We start from the raw sequence: 18,452 nt of genomic DNA on the forward strand, positions 1-18,452 counted from the left end.
ATCTGATTCAGGTCAGCAATGAGACGGAGACATGAGATGGATAAAGTAATTGACCACGGCCAAGTGGCAGAACACAACGCCAAACTGCAAAATAATCTGGATGCCGATTATGCTGCCCTGGGCAGCATCCTGGCCAGACGGGGACAGGATATCGAACAACTGACAGCCAAAGCCCAGACCTTTGCCGTAGCCTTGCCAAGCTGGGGTGTTGGTACCGGTGGTACCCGCTTTGCACGCTTCCCAGGCAAGGGCGAGCCACGCGATGTCATGGAAAAACTGGAAGACTGCGCTGTCATCCATCAACTGACACAGGCTACACCTACTGTATCTCTGCATTTCCCCTGGGATAAAAGCAGTGATCCGGCAGCCATGCGTGAATTTGCCAGCAAACATGGCCTGGGATTTGATACTGTCAATTCAAATACTTTCCAGGATCAGGCCAATCAGGAACAGACCTATAAATTTGGTAGCCTGACAGCCAATGCCAAAGCCGTGCGTGAGCAGGCGGTAGCACATAATATCGAATGCATAGAATTGGGTCGTGCACTGGGTTCCAAAGGCTTGACCGTATGGGTAGGCGATGGAGCCAACTTCCCGGGGCAGCATAATTTGCGTGGTGCGCTTGAGCGTTATCTCGGCAGTATGCGCGACATCTACAAGGCCCTGCCTTCAGACTGGCTGATGTACATCGAGCACAAGCTGTTTGAGCCAGCGTTCTACGCCACCACGATTGCCGACTGGGGCACCAGCTATGCCTGCGCTAATGAGTTAGGCCCTAAAGCAAAATGCCTGGTTGATCTTGGTCACCATGCGCCAAATACCAACATAGAAATGATCGTTGCCCGCCTTGCGCAATTTGGCAAATTGGGTGGCTTCCATTTCAATGACAGCAAGTATGGTGATGACGATCTGGATTCCGGCAGTATCAATCCTTTCCAGCTGTTCCTGATCTTCAATGAACTGGCCGATGTAGCACAGCGTGACGGTGATGCCTTTAAACCATCCTACATGCTGGATCAGTCACATAATGTGACCGATCCTATAGAAAGTCTGATGTCCAGTGCTATCGAAGTACAACGTTCGTTTGTACAGTCTGCATTGGTAGACCGCAAGGCATTGAGCGCATATCAGGAAAACAATGACGTGCTGCTGGCAGCACAAACATTGAAACAGGCTTTCCGCACTGATGTCAGTCCTATCCTGGCCATGGCACGCGCCCGTTCTGGTGCGGCTATTGATCCGGTTGCCTGCTATCGTGCAACTGGCTATCGTGAAAAACAGGCTACACTCCGTCCACCAAAGGCTGGTGCCAGCGGTAGCGGTATAGTCTGATTCAACTCCCTCTGAAGCATATTTGCTGTTGCGCATTCTTGCGTAATGGTGATCTGCTTCAGGGGGATTTTTTCATAGCCATGTCTCCGGATGGAATAGACTTAGCAATAAGCTGATGTCCATTCAGGATAGGCGCCTGTTCTCTATTTGTCTGGATTATCATTTTCTATGACCAAGTCTACCTTGCCTGCATTTGCGCTTAACAAATTGCGCACCTGCGTCCTGCTTTCTCTTGCCATGCTATGTGCCGCACCAACAATGGCACAAGCCAGGGCAGCGACGAACTCTCCATCTGTGAAAGAAGTCGTCAAAGCCTTTGCCACACCGCCCGATGATGCACGTCCCATGGTGCGCTGGTGGTGGTTTGGACCATCGGTGGAAAAGAAGCAGCTGGAACGCGAAATACTGGACATGAAGGCAGGCGGTTTTGGTGGTTTTGAGATTCAGGCCGTCTACCCCATGGAACTGGATGATGCGGCCAAAGGTACACACAATTATCCGTATTTGTCGAAGCAATTTCTTGAACACGTCAGTTTTGCCAATGACAAGGCACGTGCCAACAAACTCAGGGTTGATATTACCCTGGGCAGCGGCTGGCCATACGGCGGTCCACATGTCACTGTAGGTGATGCTGCTGGTCGTTTGCGGGTAGCTGTGATTGAGCTGCCAGCCGGTAATGAGAGTTTTGCCTTACCGGCTATCATGAATGGTGAAAAATTATTGGCCAGTTTCGTGGCCGATGGTACGCCCAAACAGTTGGATAGCAGCAAATTGCAATTATTTGAACCCCAGCTACTGGCAAGTAAAAGTGGCCGTGCAGGCGTCAAGGCTGCCGCCGCTGACCGCGTAGTGGTGTGCTATATCGCCAGCCGTACCGGTCAGCAGGTTAAACGTGCAGCTTTAGGGGCAGAAGGTTTTGTACTTGATCATCTGAGCCGCAATGCCATTGATCATCACCTAAAAACCGTGGCTGAACCACTGTTGAAAGCCTTTGGAAAAAATCCACCATACGCCGTATTTTCTGACAGCCTGGAAGCCTATGGTACCGACTGGACAGATGATTTCCTGGCCGAATTTCAGCGTCGTCGTGGCTACGACCTGAAACCACATCTGCCAAAAATTGAATATGGCATTGGTGCTGACGCCGCTGCCATACGACGTGACTGGGCATTGACGCAGACCGAACTGGCGAACGAACGTTATCTGGTGCCAGTGAATCAATGGGCAAAAGCCCATGGTACCCGCTTCCGTTCACAAACCTATGGTGAACCGGCTGTGACCATGTCGAGTAATAAACTGGTTGATTTGCCAGAAGGCGAGGGCTATCAGTTCCGCCAGTTTTCATTTACACGCTGGGCAACTTCCGCTGGTCACCTGTATGGCCGCCCCGTCATTTCTGCTGAAACCTGGACCTGGCTGCATTCACCAGCTTTCAGCGCGACACCGCTGGATATGAAAGTCGAAGCTGACCGCATGCTGTTGCAGGGCGTTAATCAGTTCGTTGGCCATGGCTGGCCCTATACACCACCGGGAACGCTGGAACCTGGCTATGCATTCTATGCCGCGGCGGTATTTAACACCCATCTGCCATGGTGGAATGTCATGCCTGACGTCAATGGCTATCTTCAAAGAATGAGTTATCTGATGCGTCAGGGGAAACCGGCAAATCAGGTTGCCGTATTCCTGCCTACCGATGACGTGTACGCGACCCTGTCTTTGGGCAAGGTGTCTGTATCGGCAGAAATGGGTAAATATGTGACGCCAGAACTCAGTGCGCAGGTACTTGATGCCGGGCATAACATTGATTATGTGGATGCCGAATCCGTCATGGAGCTGGGCATCAATTATCCCGTTCTGATTTTGCCGCATGTGACCCGGCTGTCACCGGCAGTCATTGCCAAATTGAATGATTATGTGCGTGCTGGTGGCAAAATCATTGCGGTTGGCAACAAACCATCACTGGCACCAGGCTACCTGAATGCAGCGCGCATCAGTGCAGAAGTGCAGACTGCCTCAGATACCCTGTTTGCCAATCAGGACAAGGTCAGCCTGGTCAGCAGCGATAGCGCCGTGGGCGCCGCTTTGAAGGCTGCAGTTCCCGCAGACATGGAGTTGAGTGCTGAAAAAGAAAACATAGGCTTCATCCGTCGACAACTGACTGATTCTGATGTCTATTTCATCGCCAATACCAGCAATCGTGATGTGACCGCGAATGCCGCCTTCCGCAGCAAATACAAAACAGCTTACTGGTGGAATCCGTATGACGGCAAGATCAGCAATGCCGATGTCAAGCCGACTCTGCGTCTGGCACCTTATGAATCACGGGTGCTGGTACTGACCGATACACCGCAGAATGCAGCACAGGAACCAAAACTGGCAGATGCCACCACCGTTGTTGATTTAAGTCGTGACTGGAAAGTGCAATTCAGCGAAAAACCACAGGTGGTCAACATGTCCAGCCTGCGTTCATGGACTGAAGATGAGGCAACGCGCTATTTTTCTGGTATCGCAAGCTATACCAAAGACCTGGAATTGAGCGCGGCACAATTAAAGGACAGCAGGCTGACGCTGGATTTCGGTCCGGGGACGCCATTAGAGGCCACACCCAAAGTACCAAGCGGCATGCGTGCCATGCTTGACAGCCCGGTACGGGAAGCTGCGGTCGTTTTCGTCAATGGTCAGCGTGCCGGTTCGGTATGGAAACCACCGTATCAACTGGATATCAGCAAATTACTGCGTGCCGGTAATAACCGTCTTGAGATACAGGTCGCCAACCTGGGATTGAATGCGCTGGCCGGCCATGCCTTGCCAGATTATCGCCTGTTATCTGCCAAGTATGGGCAGCGATTCGTCCCTCAGGACACGCATCTGATACAGGCTCAACCTGCCGGTATTCTTGGACCAGTTAAATTGATAGGCGCGAAGTTGCAATGAAATTGTTAGCCCGGCGCTGGTTGCGCCATACTGAAATGGTATTTGTCTTGCCTGTGCTTTTGCATCTGGCAGTCGCTGCGGCTTTGATGTCCGTATTGATATTGACGTCGTTTACCGCAGCGGCAAAAGAAATCAGTGCAAGTACCTACGGTGCCACCGGCGATGGCAAGACGCTCAATACCAGCGCTATACAGAGCGCCATTGATGCTGCTGCAACAGAGGGTGGCACGCTGACTTTTCCGGCGGGCACCTACCTGACCGGTGCCCTGTTCCTTAAAACCGGCGTGACGCTGCGCCTGGATAAGGGCGTGACCTTGCTGGGTTCACAAAACATACAGGATTATCCTGTCATGCCTACCCGGGTTGCCGGCATAGAGATGAGCTGGCCAGCAGCGCTGATCAATGTGTACGAACAAAACAAGGTTGCCATTACTGGTGAAGGTGTGATTGACGGTGACGGCAAGGTATTCTGGGAAAGTTACTGGAACCTGCGCAAGGCCTATGAACCACGTGGTCTGAGATGGGCATCGGACTATGATGCTGGTCGCCCTCGCTTGTTACAAATCTATAAGGCATCCGATGTGCGTGTGGGCGATGGCTTGCTGTTGCGTCGCTCAGGTTTCTGGACTTTGCATATCTGTTACTCAAATAAAGTGGTCGTAGATCGTCTCACCATTCGCAATAACGAAGGTGGACATGGCCCATCCACTGACGGCATAGACATCGATTCATCCAAAGACATTCTGGTCCAGCACGCAGATATCGCAGTCAATGATGATGCGATCGTCTTGAAGGCCGGGCGGGATTCGGACGGCCTGCGGGTTAATCGCCCAACGGAAGATGTGGTCATACGCGATATCACTGTCCGGGAAGCAGTTGCCGGATTGAGTTTTGGTAGTGAGACTTCAGGCGGATTTCGTCGTATTGAAGCATATCGCTTTACGGTAATGAAAGATGTGCCGGTAGGCATACTGTTCAAATCAGCGCATACACGCGGTGGTTTTGGCGAAGACCTGAATATCCATGATTTTGTCATGAATGACGTACCAGTGGTATTGCGCGTGATCATGAACTGGAACCCGCAATACAGCTATGCAAAAATTCCTGATGATGTGAAAGATATCCCAGCTTACTGGAAAGTACTGGTCACGCCCGTACCAGAAAAAGACGGTATATCCAGACTGCGTCGTGTCAATATTTCCGGCATCAAGGCGCGTGGCGCAAAAACCGCCTTTGAAATTGAAGGATACGCGCAAGCACCGCTAGAGGATTTTAAGCTCAGCAAGCTTGATATTGAAGCAAACACTGGGGGCTTTATCCGTTACGTAAAACGTTGGAAAATGTCGGATTCCAGGCTGGTTTTTGAGGATGGCAAACCGGTAAATATTTCCGCAGATTCTGAGGTGTCCGGGCTGAGCGTCAATGGTTCCGCACCTGCAAAATAAAAATTAAGTAAACAACAATAAAATGAAGGAGAGCACTTTGAAATTTCAAAAAAAATACCTGATGCTTGCCAGCCTGGGCTTTGTCGGCAGCATGTTGCCAGCCCTGGCCTGGACGCAGAACTATCCGCTTCCTACGCCAGCCATGCAGGCGATCATCGACAAGGATACTTCGCGTCATTTTGGTGATGCACCTGCTGATGGCGGCCCTCTGGCAACCGATCTGTCCGCAGAGCTGGAACCAGCAGCGATAGAAAAAGTCTTGCGCAAGGTAGCGGATTGGCAACTGGCCCGTTCGCAGGCGCACTTTGGGCGTATCTGGACATCCAGCGTGATGTACACCGGTTTCATGGCAGCGTCAGAAGCCACAAATGACAGCAAATACAAAGACGCCATGCTTGCCATGAGCCAGCAACATCAATGGCAACTGGCGAAACGCCTGCCGAATGCGGATGACCAGAGTGTGGCGCAGACTTATCTGGATTTGTATTTTCTCAACAAGCAGCCTGAATTCATCGCCCCAACTAAAGGCGACCTCGATACCCTGATTGACCTGAAGACTCTTAAACCAGGCGATGACCGGCTGCCATGGTGGTGGTGTGACGCCTTGTTCATGGCACCGCCGGTATGGGCGAAAATGTATGTGGCAACAGGTGAGCGCAAATACCTTGATTATGTCCATACCCAATGGAAAAATACTTACGATCTGCTATACGACAAACAAGAGCACCTGTATGCCCGCGATGTCACCTATATCAATAAGACTGAACCCAATGGCAAGAAGATTTTCTGGTCACGCGGCGAAGGCTGGGTCATGGGTGGTATAGCCAGGACACTGGACTACATCCCCAAAGATGATCCGCAACGTCCATTCTACATACAGCAGTTACGTGAAATGTCAGCCCGAATAGCGCAGTTACAGGATGAAAACGGCCTGTGGCATGCCGGTTTGCTGGACCCTGCTACGTATCCCTTGCCTGAAATTTCTGGCTCAGCCCTGTTTGTATATGGTATGGCTTATGGCATCAATCGCGGCATTCTTGACCCCAAAGAATACCAGCCAGTAATCGCCAAGGCATGGAAGGGTATCCTGAAGCACGTCTATGCAGATGGCAGGTTGGGTGGCATACAGCAGACCGGTGCCGAACCAGCCTTTTACAGGCCAGCATCCAGCTTTGATTATGGTGTCGGTGGCTTCATGCTGGCCGCTGCCGAATTGAAGAAGATGGTCACAGTCAAACCAGCGAAATAACAGCAGGAGAGCCAGCCATGATAACGCGTGCTTTCCGGATGAAACTAAAGCCAGGCAATGTAGAGGAATATCACCGCCGCCACGACAATTTATGGCCAGATCTGGCAGATGCATTGCGCGCTGCCGGTATCTATGATTATTCCATTTTTCTGGATGAAGAGACTTTGCATCTGTTTGGCGTACTCAAATTGCATCCTGATCACCAGATCGATGATTTGCCCAAACATCCAGTCATGCAACGCTGGTGGGACTACATGGCCGACCTGATGGAAGTCGAGGCGGATAACCGTCCCAAACAATTGGCATTGAAATCTGTGTTTTATTTCGAGTAAATAAAAAATCGCCAGCCCATAATCTGATATGGGCTGACGATTTTGATATGTGTTTTACAGTTTATTTTACTGCTTATTTCCCTTGTGACTGGCTGTCGGCTTGCAGTATTTTTCTATCCCTCAACCACTCTTCGGCACGATGCGGCCAATCGGATGCATTGCCGTTACCAAGTCGCATAGCCATGCCATGTGTGCCGCGTTCAAACAAGAGCATTTCCGCTGGTACACCAGCTTTGGTCAGAGCTTGATAAAACAGGATACTGTTTTCGACCGGGACAGTTTTATCATTCTGGGTATGGATCAACAGAGTAGGTGGCGTCGTGCTGCTCACCTGTTTTTCCAGCGACATCAACTGCATTGATTCTGCACTGGGCGATGCGCCCAGCAAGGCTTTGCGTGATCCGGCATGTACCGACGGGTCTTGCATGGTAATCACAGGATACATCAGTATCATGAAGTCAGGGCGTGCATTGACACCGTCAAGCGCAGCACCGGTGCGGCCCAGGGGGTGATCAAACAGGGTGCCGGCACTGGCTGCCAGATGGCCGCCCGCCGAACTTCCCATTACACCGATGCGATTGGGATCTATACCATATTGCGCTGCGCTGGAACGCACCAGACGAATGGCACGCAAGACATCCTGTAAAGGGGCAGGGTGGCCAAATTCAGCCAGGCGGGATTTAAGCACAAAGCTGCTGACACCCAGGGTACTGAGCCAGTGTGCGTATTGCTCGCCTTCACGCAGGGTAGACAGACGTACATAGCCGCCGCCGGGACAAATGATCACGACGCTGCCATTTTTTCTGTCGGCAGCAGCAGGATAAAAAGTCAGGTTCGGTTCGCTGACATTCGAAGTGCGGCCATCAATCACCTGTTCTGGCCCTATGTTTTTCGCGCCCGGTACGCCTTCTGGCCACAAGCTGATGGCACTGGATTGTGCATGAGAAGAAATGGCCGACAAGGCCAGTAACAAAGTAAAAAAAAGTCGTTTCATGGCAGTAAATGAAGTATGTTATAAAAAAATCCGGCTATCCTGTGTAAAGCGGTTTTGTATCAATACAAAAAATATCGATTCCATTTGAGAAAGAACATCATGCGTCAACTTTCCCGTTTTTTGAAGTCTTTTCAATTATCAGTATTGCCTGTGGCATCTTTTCTGTCTGTTATGGTCATTCCTGTTGCCAATGCGGATGAATTGTTCAATGGCCGCGATTTCAAGGGGTGGGAAATCCAAACTACACCGGCAAGCAAGATTGAAGAAGTCTTCAGTATTACAGCGGATGGTGTGATTGCTTCTGCTGGCAAACCTTCAGGTTACATTGCTACGACGGAAAGCTATAAAAATTTTACGCTACATGCAGAATGGCGCTGGACAGCTGCCCCTGGCAATGGTGGCGTGTTGATACACATCAGTTCTGGCCCCAAAGACAAGGTCTGGCCACTGAGCCTGCAAATCCAGACCAAGTACAAAAATGTTGGCGACCTGCTGCCCATGGCCGGTGCCAGCTTTGCCGAACCCCTGACGACGGCCGAGGGCGCGTATCCTCCCATCAAGGCAAAACTGGCTGATAGTGAAAAGCCTGTCGGTGAATGGAATAGCTGCGACATTCTTGCCAGGGATGGATCGGTTGAAGTCAAAATTAATGGCATAGTACAAAACAAAATCAGCAAATCCAGTCCAGATTCTGGTCACATCGGCTTTCAGCTTGAAGGCACCGCCTATGAACTGCGTAATGTGCGCATTCAAAAACTCGATTGATGATCGATTGATGGCCGAGTGATACAGGATTAATACACGCTTAATGCCCACAAGCCAGGCCATGCTCGCCACATGACCTGGACAGCTTGGTCAATTGGATACAGGAATAATGCAGATATTCAGTGTACGGTTGTCTGCAGACAGCATGGCCGACTGGATTTCTATCTTCTTGCCATCCGGGCTGAATGTAGGGTGAGGGTGATCAGCGGCTGTATCCTTGTGTCCGGTGCTGAGCAGGCTCATCTTGCCGCTTAACCGGTCTATCAGATAGATGCTGCGGCTGAAATCATCGCCGACCGCCCAGCGTCCATCGCTTGATCCATGCACATGCCATAAGCCGCTGCCTGATGGTGTTTGCCCTGCAATACGCATTTCACGTGTACGCAAATTCACAATGGCAAGGCCACTGGGTTTTTCGCGTGTGCCTGCATTGCCCCAACCCGGATCTTGTCCTGGATTGGCACCTTCAACGGCAGTGCCCTTGTTGGCAATATTAGCTGTTCCGCCTATAGTGCGGTGACCCATAATCGCCATCGCCACTTCATCTTTTGAAATGACTGCTTCGTGGGTCACCCATTCATAGTCGGCTTCAGGATACAGCGGGCGCAAGCCACTGCCGTCTGCCATCACCACCCAGGTGCGTTGAGGTGATTTGCCGCCAGTTTCCCAGCAAAAAATGATTTCACCCGGATTCCATAGATTCGCCTGAATATGGCCGATCTGGAAAGGGACTGAAATGACGTGGCGGATTTCACCCGTCTTCACATGCATTTTTGCAATGCCGCCGGGGCCGGCACCCATGTGTCTGGGGCCGAAGCTTTTCTCTATGCGTGCATTTTTTGCCAGGTATTTTGCCGCCTCCTGCGATGTCTCGCGGAAGTATATCCATTCATCGGCAGCATCCAGCGCCAGGTCGGCAGCTTGTCCGACTTCAGCAGGTACTACGCCGCATATACGCTGGTAGCTTTCTGCAGGCTTCATCTTGCCAGCTTTGCTATCGGCAAATACCGCAGCAAGATCAACCTCTACCAGTTCTACCGGCGATGCCTGACGTGGCCGGCCAGCTTTTCCTTCGCGTGGAGACTTATCCGTGCTGCGCATGAAATACAGTTTCATGGCACGTGTCGACACATTCAACATGCCTGTATAGCCGCCTTCAGATACCTGCACGATATCCCCGGTTTGTTCATTGACGGCCATCGCTTCACCTTTTGCGATACTTGAGCGAAAGATCACCCATTGCCCATCGGAAGTCCATTGTGGATGGGTAGGATAGATTTTTGAATCGCCATGCGGCTGGCTGGTCAGAAAGGTCAGCATGACTTCAGTAACCGGGTCTTTGACCACTTTGCGTTCACTAGGGAAGCGATGTCCTATTTGCGCAAAGGCAGACGCTGACAGCAGACAGAACAGACACAGGAAGAGATTCAGAAAAAGACTGGGCAGGCGAGCAGGCAAGATACGAACAGAGATACGAGCAGAGATACGAACAGATAAGCGCTTCATGGAATTTTGATATGTGTGGGAGTAATCGGTTAAATCCCGGATGCGCATTTTCTCAACATGCTTGAGTGGAATGGCATCAGTGCAGCCTATTGTGCTTGGTTTTCAGGCAGTTTTTTCATAATTTGCACTGCACAATCAATAGTGATCATTTTTTTGATTCTTTAAGCAAGTCTTGCAGTCAGTTACAAGCTCTCGAATAAAATGAAATCATATGTCGAGGCTATTGATTTACCCATATGCACTCACGTGTATGATGACCTTCAGTCTTTCGCTACCTGACGATACTTAACCATTATTCCTGTCATCCATTTATGAATACCAGTATGTCTGCGGTACGCCGCCTGATCTGTGTAAGTGTGCTGGGCTGGACTTGTTCTGCCCTGGCGCAAACGACGCCGCCACCAGCGGTGAATACCGACCCCAATGCAGCAGCACGTATCGTATTGCCGGAACCGGCGAATCCGCAATTGCCTTCTGTTTTTTTTATCGGCGATTCAACTGTGCGCAATGGCCGGGATGATGGTCAGAACAAGGGCGCAGAAGGCCAGTGGGGCTGGGGTAATCCCATCAAGGCTTATTTTCAGACGGATAAAATCAATGTCGTTAACCGCGCCATCGGCGGTCTCAGCAGTCGCACTTATCTTACTGGCGGGCACTGGCAAAGAAGCCTGGCATTGATGAAGCCGGGTGATTTTGTCATCATGCAATTTGGCCACAATGATAATGGCCCCTTGAACGATACCAGCCGTGCAAGAGGGACCATCAAAGGCATCGGCGAAGAGGCTGAAGAAATCGATAATCTGCTGACAAAATTACCAGAAACAGTACACAGCTACGGCTGGTATTTACGCAAATTTATTGCCGAGGCCAGAGCCAAAGGCGTGCAGGCCATCGTATGTTCTCCCATACCTCGCAAGAACTGGGATGCAAATGGAAAAATCAATCGTAGCAAAGCCAGCTATGGTGGTTGGGCTGAACAGGTGGCGAAACAGGAAAAAGCGGATTTCATCGATCTAAATGAAAACATCGCCGCTGCCTATGACATCATGGGTAAGGATGAGGTGATGAAACTGTTCCCCGTAGTGACACCGGATGAACATACCCACACCAATCTGGCCGGTGCAGAATTCAATGCACGTGTGGTCGTGGCTGGTATTAAGACTCTACAATATGCACAGTTGAAGAACTATTTGAATGATAAATCGGTCGACATCAAATCGACTGCGGTTTCACAAAAATAGTAATTCAGGAAATCATATTCATGCCTCATTTGCAAACAGTCTCGCGCCCGGCTTGCAAGATTACGGCGGTCGTTATTTTGGTCGTTGTTACGGTAGTTGTTGCAATGGCGTCTGCCTTGCCTGCGGTAGCACAATCCAGCGAAGCCACTTGTAGTCTATGGGGCAAGCCTGGCAAACTGATTTACCAGGATGATTTTGATACAGATCTGCGGCAGTGGCAGGTAGAGTCTGCCGACACAAAGAATTCCGACATCAGTGTCGCCAATCACCAGCTTTTGATTGATGCAGCGAAAGGTGCAACGGTGTGGTTCAAACAAAAATTATCTGGCGATATCTTGATCAGGTATACCCGCAGGGTCGTCATGGAACAGGGGCGCAATGACCGACTGTCTGACCTGAATCAATTCTGGATGGCGACCGACCCGCGTGATCAAAACATCTTTACCCGTAAGGGCGTTTTTGAGCAATATGATGATTTACGACTGTATTACGCGGGCATCGGCGGCAACACCAATACCACGACCAGGTTTCGCAAATACCAGGGCAATGGTGAACGTAGCTTGCTGACCGAGTTGAATGAACGCGACACCTTATTACAGGCGAACCGCGACTACGTCATAGAAACTACGGTGTACCAAGGCTGCACACGCGTTCTGGTCGATGGCAAAGTGTTCTTTTCATACAAGGACAAAGATGCCTTGCGGGATGGCTACTTTGGATTCCGGACCACCCAATCCCGGCAACAAGTACGTGATTTCAAGATTTACCAGTTGGAATGAATATCCGCAAGATTTATTGATAGAGCAAAAAAGATGATAAAGATGAGACAAAAAAAACAGTCAGGCCTGCGTTCAACATTGAAATTATTAGCCATCGCAGGCATCAGCTGCATGCTGCCATTAAGTATGGGGTTGAGCACGGCAGTAGCCGCAGGCAAAACAAACAATACAGGCAAACCAGCCAATGACGTGACAGCACCACTGCATTTAATGCAACCAGATTACCCCACACCGTATGGGCAACCAACAGCAGAAGATGTCAAGAAAGTGCTGTACCGTGTGCATACCTATCTGGACAATGTTACGCCCGCTAAAATTATTGACGGCAAAACAAAAAAGCAGATTACTGATTTTTCGCAGATCAATGACGATACGATACTGGCCCCGGGCGATTATCGCCTGACCAGCTACGAATGGGGCGTCACCTACGCAGGCATGCTGCTGGCCGGCAGTGCCACAGGTGATAAACGTTTCAGCAATTACGCCAGTGAACGCCTTGGTTTGCTGGCTGACCTGGCACCGCATTACATTGCCCGTCTGAAGGCTAATCCTAAGAGCCCTTCACCTATCCGTTCGTTGTTGCAACCCCATGCACTGGATGATGCGGGGGCCATGTGTGCCGCCATGATCAAAGCCACCAGGGAAGGTGTGTCCAATAAACTGTCCAGCCTGATTGATATTTGCAGCAGCTACGTCAGCAACAAAGAGTTCCGTCTGCCGGATGGCACGTTGGCCCGTAACCGTCCGCAACCGAATACCTTGTGGCTCGATGATCTGTTCATGAGCGTGCCAGCCCTGGCGCAAATGGGTAAATTGACAGGCGACACAAAATATTATGACGATGCCGTAAAACAGGTCAAACTGTTTTCTGAACGCATGTTCAACAAGGAAAAAGGCGTGTACATGCATGGCTGGGTGCAGGATATGGGTGTGCATCCGCAATTCCACTGGGCCAGGGCTAATGGCTGGGCCGTTATGACCATGGTTGAATTGCTGGATGTACTGCCACCAGACCATCCTGGCTATGCCGACGTATTGGCGCAATTGCAGGCCCATGTCAAAGGTTTGGCGTCCTATCAACACGGCACAGGCTTCTGGCACCAACTGCTGGACCGTAATGACAGTTACCTGGAAACGTCTGCCACTGCCATCTACACCTATGCCATGGCACACGCCATCAATCGCGGCTTTATCGATAAACGTGCTTACGCACCAGTAGTCATGCTGGCATGGAATGCGGTAGCCAGCAAAGTGACGCAAAAAGGCCAGGTGGAAGGTACTTGTGTCGGTACTGGTATGGGCTTTGATCCGGCATTTTATTATTATCGCCCGGTGAATGTGTTTGCCGCGCATAGCTACGGCCCGGTATTGCTGGCCGGTGCAGAAGTCATCAACTTGATGAAGGCCAATACCTTTGAAATCAATGACAGTTCATTGCAGCTCAAAGTAAGCAAGCCATAATGAAGTGATCGGGCGAGGCATTTCAGACCCGAAGAAATGCCTCGCTGATCAAACAGAGACAGCAGGGAAGTGTGTATCAATTTCCCTGACCAGCACTTCTTCGGTTTTGTCTATCAGTACATGTGCAGTGCAGCTCATGCAGGGGTCAAAACTTTGTATCGTACGCTGTATGTCTATGCCGCTGAAATCACTGGCATTACTAAAACCAGTTTCTATAATTGGCGTATTCTGCAAAGCCATTTCCAGTGGACCAGGCACATGTCCCGGCGTGCAGGTACCGACATTGATACGTGAAGGTATGGCGATCTGATAATTGTCGATGACATGTTCCCTGATCACAGCCCAGTGCGCCAGGAAGCCGCGACTGGCCCCCCATAAGCCGACACCCAGTTGTACACCCGGCTTATTATTGTCGAGCGCTACATAGGTCAGGGTTTCACCCTTGCGTATCAATTGCCCGGCAATGGCAATGTTTTCCTGGGTAACTGAAAAATTGAATGCCAGTGAATAGGCACGCGCACGATTGCGCTCAAAAGCATTCCAGACCGGCGGTATACGCCATTGCATAGGCAAGCCTGTGCCACCACTGACAGGCAGGCAAAATTCCAGGCTGTGGCCAGTGGCAGCAACAAATGGATTGTCGGGAATTTTGCGGGCTGCTGCCGTCAGGTATAACCGGGCATAGGCACCCACTTCAAAATTATGTCCGCGCCAGCTTAAACTGGAACCCCAGCTATAGGCCTGGGGATTCAGACTCTTGGGGTTTTGGGTACGCTTGTTCCATGGATGATACGCCGAGACAGGGTTGCCCAGCGGATCAGCTTTGATGAGATCTTGTTCATCCGGACTGCGTTGCTGGAACGAATAATCGAGAAACTCTTCCATACCCGCATTCAAGAGGCTCAGGCGAGTGCACAGCAATTCGCCGCGTATCATCACTCCTGGCGTGGACCAGCGTTTTTCTCCCCAGGCATCGCAATGTGCGTAGCTGCCATCATAGTGATTGGGGTGGTCCCATTGACCAAAATCCAGCATGGACGCCACCGAGCGTCCCATGTCTTCATACAGCGGATTGGCATCCAGCATGAAATCAAATACCTCATCCCACACCGCTGCTGTCTTGCGACTGTACGATGCAAAGGGTTGCAGGATACGGCTGAAATCGGCCATTTTTCCGGCATCCACATGAACGCTCACGCCACCGGGAATGATGGATTCTGAATGCGGATATTTGCCACCCAGCACAGTATATGCCTGGCGCGCCAGCGCAACCATATGCAGGGCTTCGCGGTATAGCGCACCGCCCTTGTTCAGGTCGTGCAAAATGTCGCTGACATGCTGATAGCCGTGAAGCTGCTGATGCCGGCAATGACTCTGGCAGGCTTTTACCCATATCTCTGGATTGCTTTGTTCTATCACTTGCTGTGAATAATCAGGACCAGCCAATACAAACAGATGCATGCAATTGTCATTCAGGTATTGGCAACTGAGCAGCAGATTACGTAATACTATGCCCAATGGAGGAGGCTTCAGACCCAGCGCCATTTCCAGGCACAATGCAGAAGCGGTCGCATGCACGCCGCCGCAAATACCGGATGCAGTTGCGCTCACCATGCCTACCTGTTTCAACGCACGACCGGGCAGCAATGATTCATATCCTTTGAACAGAGTCGCCATGGATGCGCTATTAAGGACGGTGCGGCTTTCAAGATCAACCCGGCAATGCACGGCAAGTGCGCCTTCCAGCCGGCTCAGTGGATCGACTTTGGCTGTCATGCTGGCCTTGTTCTTTTGCCTGATCAGCCGCATCAGGTCAGCATCTATCCCATTTTCTGCTGTTACGCTGAATGTATCTGTGCGCTGTGTCTGTTGTTCTGAATCCAGATCCATGCCGTTTCCTTATCGCTTGCTGTTGAATGCCTTGCCTTCACTTGTTGTCCATCAGGCTTCTGGTTCCCATTCAGGTGGTCCCTTGTAGCCATACCACGCCATATCGGGTGCACTGCCATACACAGCGTTTTTCACCTTGATCCAGATCTGATTGCCCCAGTCGTGATGCCAGTAAAAGATGGGATCATTGGTCATATCCTCGGCAAACAGGGCCCAATGCAGGAGCCGGCGGTTCCACAGGCGTTCATCTCTGTCATCAATGGCGCCTGTCAGTAACTTGCGTTCAAAATAATCTGTGGCGCTGACATCGCTGTATTCTTCAAAATCCGAGCCCATGTTCAGCCATTTGCCTGATTTTCGATCACGCAATACCACGTCTATCGACGAACCTGTGCTGTGTATGGGAAAGCTGCGCGCATCCCCGGGATCAAAATTTCGTGGGTCACGCAGGTAGCCAAGTGTTTGCTGGCGCAGCTCTTCTTCACTGGCATCTGGTCTGGCCGCACGTGCGCGATCCCAGTAATACGCCCACAAGCCGCGCTGGCATTCTATGGAGCGATAGGCGTCCAGTATGAAAAGCTCAACGCCAAAGGATGACAGTACCGCATTCGCACGCGCCAGTTTTTCTGCGAACGTCTTTCTTAGCCAGCCATCCTTGCGGCTTCCTTTGATACGCTTGCAATACGGTGAATTCTGGCCGTTATCCATCGCATGCCATGACGAAAAGGCCAAACCATAATCACGCACATTGACCAGTTCTTCCGTGAACAAAGGAGAACTGGTGTCGAGCGGAATCTGGTAATGCGGCATTCTTATCTTGCTCAGATCTGCCAGCGGAATCTGGTATTGAATGTCATACATGTCTTGATCCTTATATTTTAAACCGGGCAAGTTTTTTAGATATATATGACCAGCGTGGTCTTCAATGGTGCTGATAGTCACCGGCCAGTAACTGCATTTGCTCTTCGAAAATAGAATTCAGGTAACGCACCTCCGCCTGGGCTTGTGAGAAAATTCTTGCCTTTGCCTCTGGTTCAAGCAGGGAAATCAATTGATAAAAATTATCCATACTCTCAGCAAATAATCTGGACAGGCAGCGTGTCGTATGCGTCGTCTGCTCATCGTTGAGAATGGCTGCAAAGCTTTTTATATCATTGACGCCGTGGTTGTTGATGTCGAATTCTATTTCGGGGTGTCGCCGGGCAAGTCCATTCTCCAGTTTGAAGATGTACAGCCAGTGACAGTCTTTTACTGCGACCGTATCCAGTGCTTTTTGCATGAAATATTGCTGGGTACCGGTCACATAAATATCGTTGATGGTAATGACCTTACGCTGACTAAACTGCTTCAGTTGATCATCGTTTTCCACCAAATCCTGCACTTTTTGCCTTTGCCGTACACGCTGTGCCAGTTGGCTTTTACTGTAATTATTGGTCAGATTAAAATCATACTGGCTGCTCACTGCGACTTGTTGCTGGTTTAAACGTGGTTCCAGCAAGCTGAGGCTGAACCCCTGCAACTGCAATAAGGCGTGAACGCGTCTTGCCAGCAAATTCGCAGCAGAAGGAAGGTGATAAAAAGCAGGTGCAGTAATTACCCAATCACCGGCGGGATTGCCTGTGTCTTTATCAGCGTCCTGCCGTAAAATGTGTGTTACCAGATAACTCAGTTTTTTGCTGAAAAAATCGATCTGCTGCCATTGCCCCAGTTTCATTCCGGGGTAATGGCGATATAATTCCGCATCGAAGCGCAAGGGCAGGGAGGTAATTTCCTCCAGACACACTATCCTGCTGTTGGTCTGATGCGGATCATCATTCAGATTCGGTTTCAGGTTCAGCATCAGGCCAGCACTTTGTTCCAGACATGGTTTGAAGGCACTTCACCTTTGCGCAAGGGCGGCAATAACTCTACAGTGAAGTTTTCTTCCAGTGGTGCTACCCAGATACGTGATGACAGATTGACCTTATAGAGTTCAAACAATTTATCATCGTCAGCCTTGGTTTCGCTATAAACGCGGCGGTCTATCAATTGATAGAATTCATCTGGTACGAAATCTTCGTTCAGCATGACGTGGGCAGTCTGTTTGCCATCGCTGACCCACCATTCGAATTTCATCTGACTATTGCAACGACTGACACAGTTATCGTTTTCCATCACGGTCAGGTTGCCTTTGTCGGCGCAGTGGGTTACATAGTTCAGCGAATCAAGCACACCGGGCCCAGGATGTGCACTTACAACAACCAGATTATCTCTATGCCATAACTGGTCGCGCGACAAGGCCAGCGCGGCCATCTGCATGGCGCGGTAACCGACAGCGGTTCCCCACCATAGTGAACGTTGATGCTGAGCTGTGGCCTCCTGATAATCAAGTGTCACCACCTTGCCCTGGTCAACGATACGTATCAGCAGGCCTTGCGCCGGAATATACTCTTTGGATGAAAAACTGGTCATGGCATTTCCTTTTTTACTATAATTAATGATTTAGGACTTACGCAAAATTGTCCCAGCAAGGCGCAGCGACGAA

At 50.5% G+C, this 18,452-nt stretch carries 15 protein-coding genes; 9 read left to right on the forward strand and 6 right to left on the reverse strand.

The features are described 5' to 3' along the window. Positions 1-36 precede the first annotated feature (36 nt). The 5 genes from rhaI to rhaM all read left to right on the forward strand — a co-directional run bounded on the left by rhaI (position 37) and on the right by rhaM (position 7,292). The gene (gene rhaI, locus ACO0LK_RS09660) at positions 37-1,332 is read left to right on the forward strand and encodes an L-rhamnose catabolism isomerase (protein ID WP_422974454.1); all 1,296 of its coding nucleotides are present in this window, start codon (positions 37-39) and stop codon (positions 1,330-1,332) included. A 168-nt stretch (positions 1,333-1,500) separates the two neighbouring features. Beyond that, positions 1,501-4,266 (forward strand): glycosyl hydrolase, encoded by a 2,766-nt coding sequence (locus tag ACO0LK_RS09665; RefSeq protein ID WP_422974456.1) that lies wholly within the window; start codon positions 1,501-1,503, stop codon positions 4,264-4,266. Beyond that, positions 4,263-5,711 (forward strand): glycoside hydrolase family 28 protein, encoded by a 1,449-nt coding sequence (locus tag ACO0LK_RS09670; RefSeq protein WP_422974458.1) that lies wholly within the window; start codon positions 4,263-4,265, stop codon positions 5,709-5,711. Before ACO0LK_RS09665 ends, ACO0LK_RS09670 begins: the two co-directional genes overlap by 4 nt. Positions 5,712-5,748: 37 nt before the next feature. Further along, positions 5,749-6,960, forward strand: a complete 1,212-nt coding sequence (locus ACO0LK_RS09675; RefSeq protein WP_422974460.1) for a glycoside hydrolase family 88/105 protein — start codon at positions 5,749-5,751, stop codon at positions 6,958-6,960. Between the two features lie 17 nt (positions 6,961-6,977). Continuing rightward, positions 6,978-7,292 carry an L-rhamnose mutarotase gene (gene rhaM / locus ACO0LK_RS09680; RefSeq protein WP_422974462.1) on the forward strand — a complete coding sequence of 105 codons (315 nt, stop codon included), beginning with the start codon at positions 6,978-6,980 and terminating at the stop codon, positions 7,290-7,292. 73 nt (positions 7,293-7,365) lie between these two features. Here the strand turns inward: rhaM and ACO0LK_RS09685 are convergent, their stop codons facing one another. Beyond that, positions 7,366-8,286, reverse strand: coding sequence for an alpha/beta hydrolase (locus tag ACO0LK_RS09685; RefSeq protein WP_422974464.1), 921 nt, complete (start codon positions 8,284-8,286; stop codon positions 7,366-7,368). A 99-nt stretch (positions 8,287-8,385) separates the two neighbouring features. On the opposite strand from ACO0LK_RS09685, the gene ACO0LK_RS09690 reads away from it, so the two are divergent. Then, positions 8,386-9,051, forward strand: coding sequence for a 3-keto-disaccharide hydrolase (locus ACO0LK_RS09690; protein ID WP_422974466.1), 666 nt, complete (start codon positions 8,386-8,388; stop codon positions 9,049-9,051). 90 nt (positions 9,052-9,141) lie between these two features. Here the strand turns inward: ACO0LK_RS09690 and ACO0LK_RS09695 are convergent, their stop codons facing one another. After that, on the reverse strand, positions 9,142-10,557 hold the full coding sequence (locus ACO0LK_RS09695) for a hypothetical protein (RefSeq protein ID WP_422974468.1): 1,416 nt from the start codon (positions 10,555-10,557) through the stop codon (positions 9,142-9,144). A gap of 311 nt (positions 10,558-10,868) precedes the next feature. On the opposite strand from ACO0LK_RS09695, the gene ACO0LK_RS09700 reads away from it, so the two are divergent. Genes ACO0LK_RS09700 through ACO0LK_RS09710 form a run of 3 tightly spaced genes read left to right on the forward strand, consistent with a single transcriptional unit; the run spans position 10,869 to position 14,038 of the window. Then, positions 10,869-11,798 carry a rhamnogalacturonan acetylesterase gene (locus ACO0LK_RS09700; protein WP_422974470.1) on the forward strand — a complete coding sequence of 310 codons (930 nt, stop codon included), beginning with the start codon at positions 10,869-10,871 and terminating at the stop codon, positions 11,796-11,798. 20 nt (positions 11,799-11,818) lie between these two features. Further along, positions 11,819-12,577: a DUF6250 domain-containing protein gene (locus ACO0LK_RS09705; RefSeq protein ID WP_422974471.1), complete on the forward strand. Its 759-nt coding sequence runs from the start codon at positions 11,819-11,821 to the stop codon at positions 12,575-12,577. A 42-nt stretch (positions 12,578-12,619) separates the two neighbouring features. Continuing rightward, positions 12,620-14,038, forward strand: coding sequence for a glycoside hydrolase family 88/105 protein (locus ACO0LK_RS09710; protein WP_422974473.1), 1,419 nt, complete (start codon positions 12,620-12,622; stop codon positions 14,036-14,038). A gap of 48 nt (positions 14,039-14,086) precedes the next feature. Here the strand turns inward: ACO0LK_RS09710 and ACO0LK_RS09715 are convergent, their stop codons facing one another. From ACO0LK_RS09715 to ACO0LK_RS09730, 4 genes are all read right to left on the reverse strand, one after another. Beyond that, positions 14,087-15,928: a nickel-dependent hydrogenase large subunit gene (locus ACO0LK_RS09715; protein ID WP_422974475.1), complete on the reverse strand. Its 1,842-nt coding sequence runs from the start codon at positions 15,926-15,928 to the stop codon at positions 14,087-14,089. A gap of 51 nt (positions 15,929-15,979) precedes the next feature. Continuing rightward, positions 15,980-16,789: a M15 family metallopeptidase gene (locus ACO0LK_RS09720; protein ID WP_422974477.1), complete on the reverse strand. Its 810-nt coding sequence runs from the start codon at positions 16,787-16,789 to the stop codon at positions 15,980-15,982. A gap of 61 nt (positions 16,790-16,850) precedes the next feature. After that, entirely contained in the window at positions 16,851-17,768 is a 918-nt protein-coding gene (locus tag ACO0LK_RS09725) for a phosphoribosyltransferase family protein (RefSeq protein WP_422974479.1), read from the reverse strand. Further along, on the reverse strand, positions 17,768-18,379 hold the full coding sequence (locus tag ACO0LK_RS09730; RefSeq protein ID WP_422974481.1) for a hypothetical protein: 612 nt from the start codon (positions 18,377-18,379) through the stop codon (positions 17,768-17,770). Before ACO0LK_RS09730 ends, ACO0LK_RS09725 begins: the two co-directional genes overlap by 1 nt. Positions 18,380-18,452: the final 73 nt, after the last annotated feature.

The sequence above is a fragment of the Undibacterium sp. Ji49W genome (assembly GCF_049340205.1).
Lineage (GTDB): Bacteria > Pseudomonadota > Gammaproteobacteria > Burkholderiales > Burkholderiaceae_D > Undibacterium.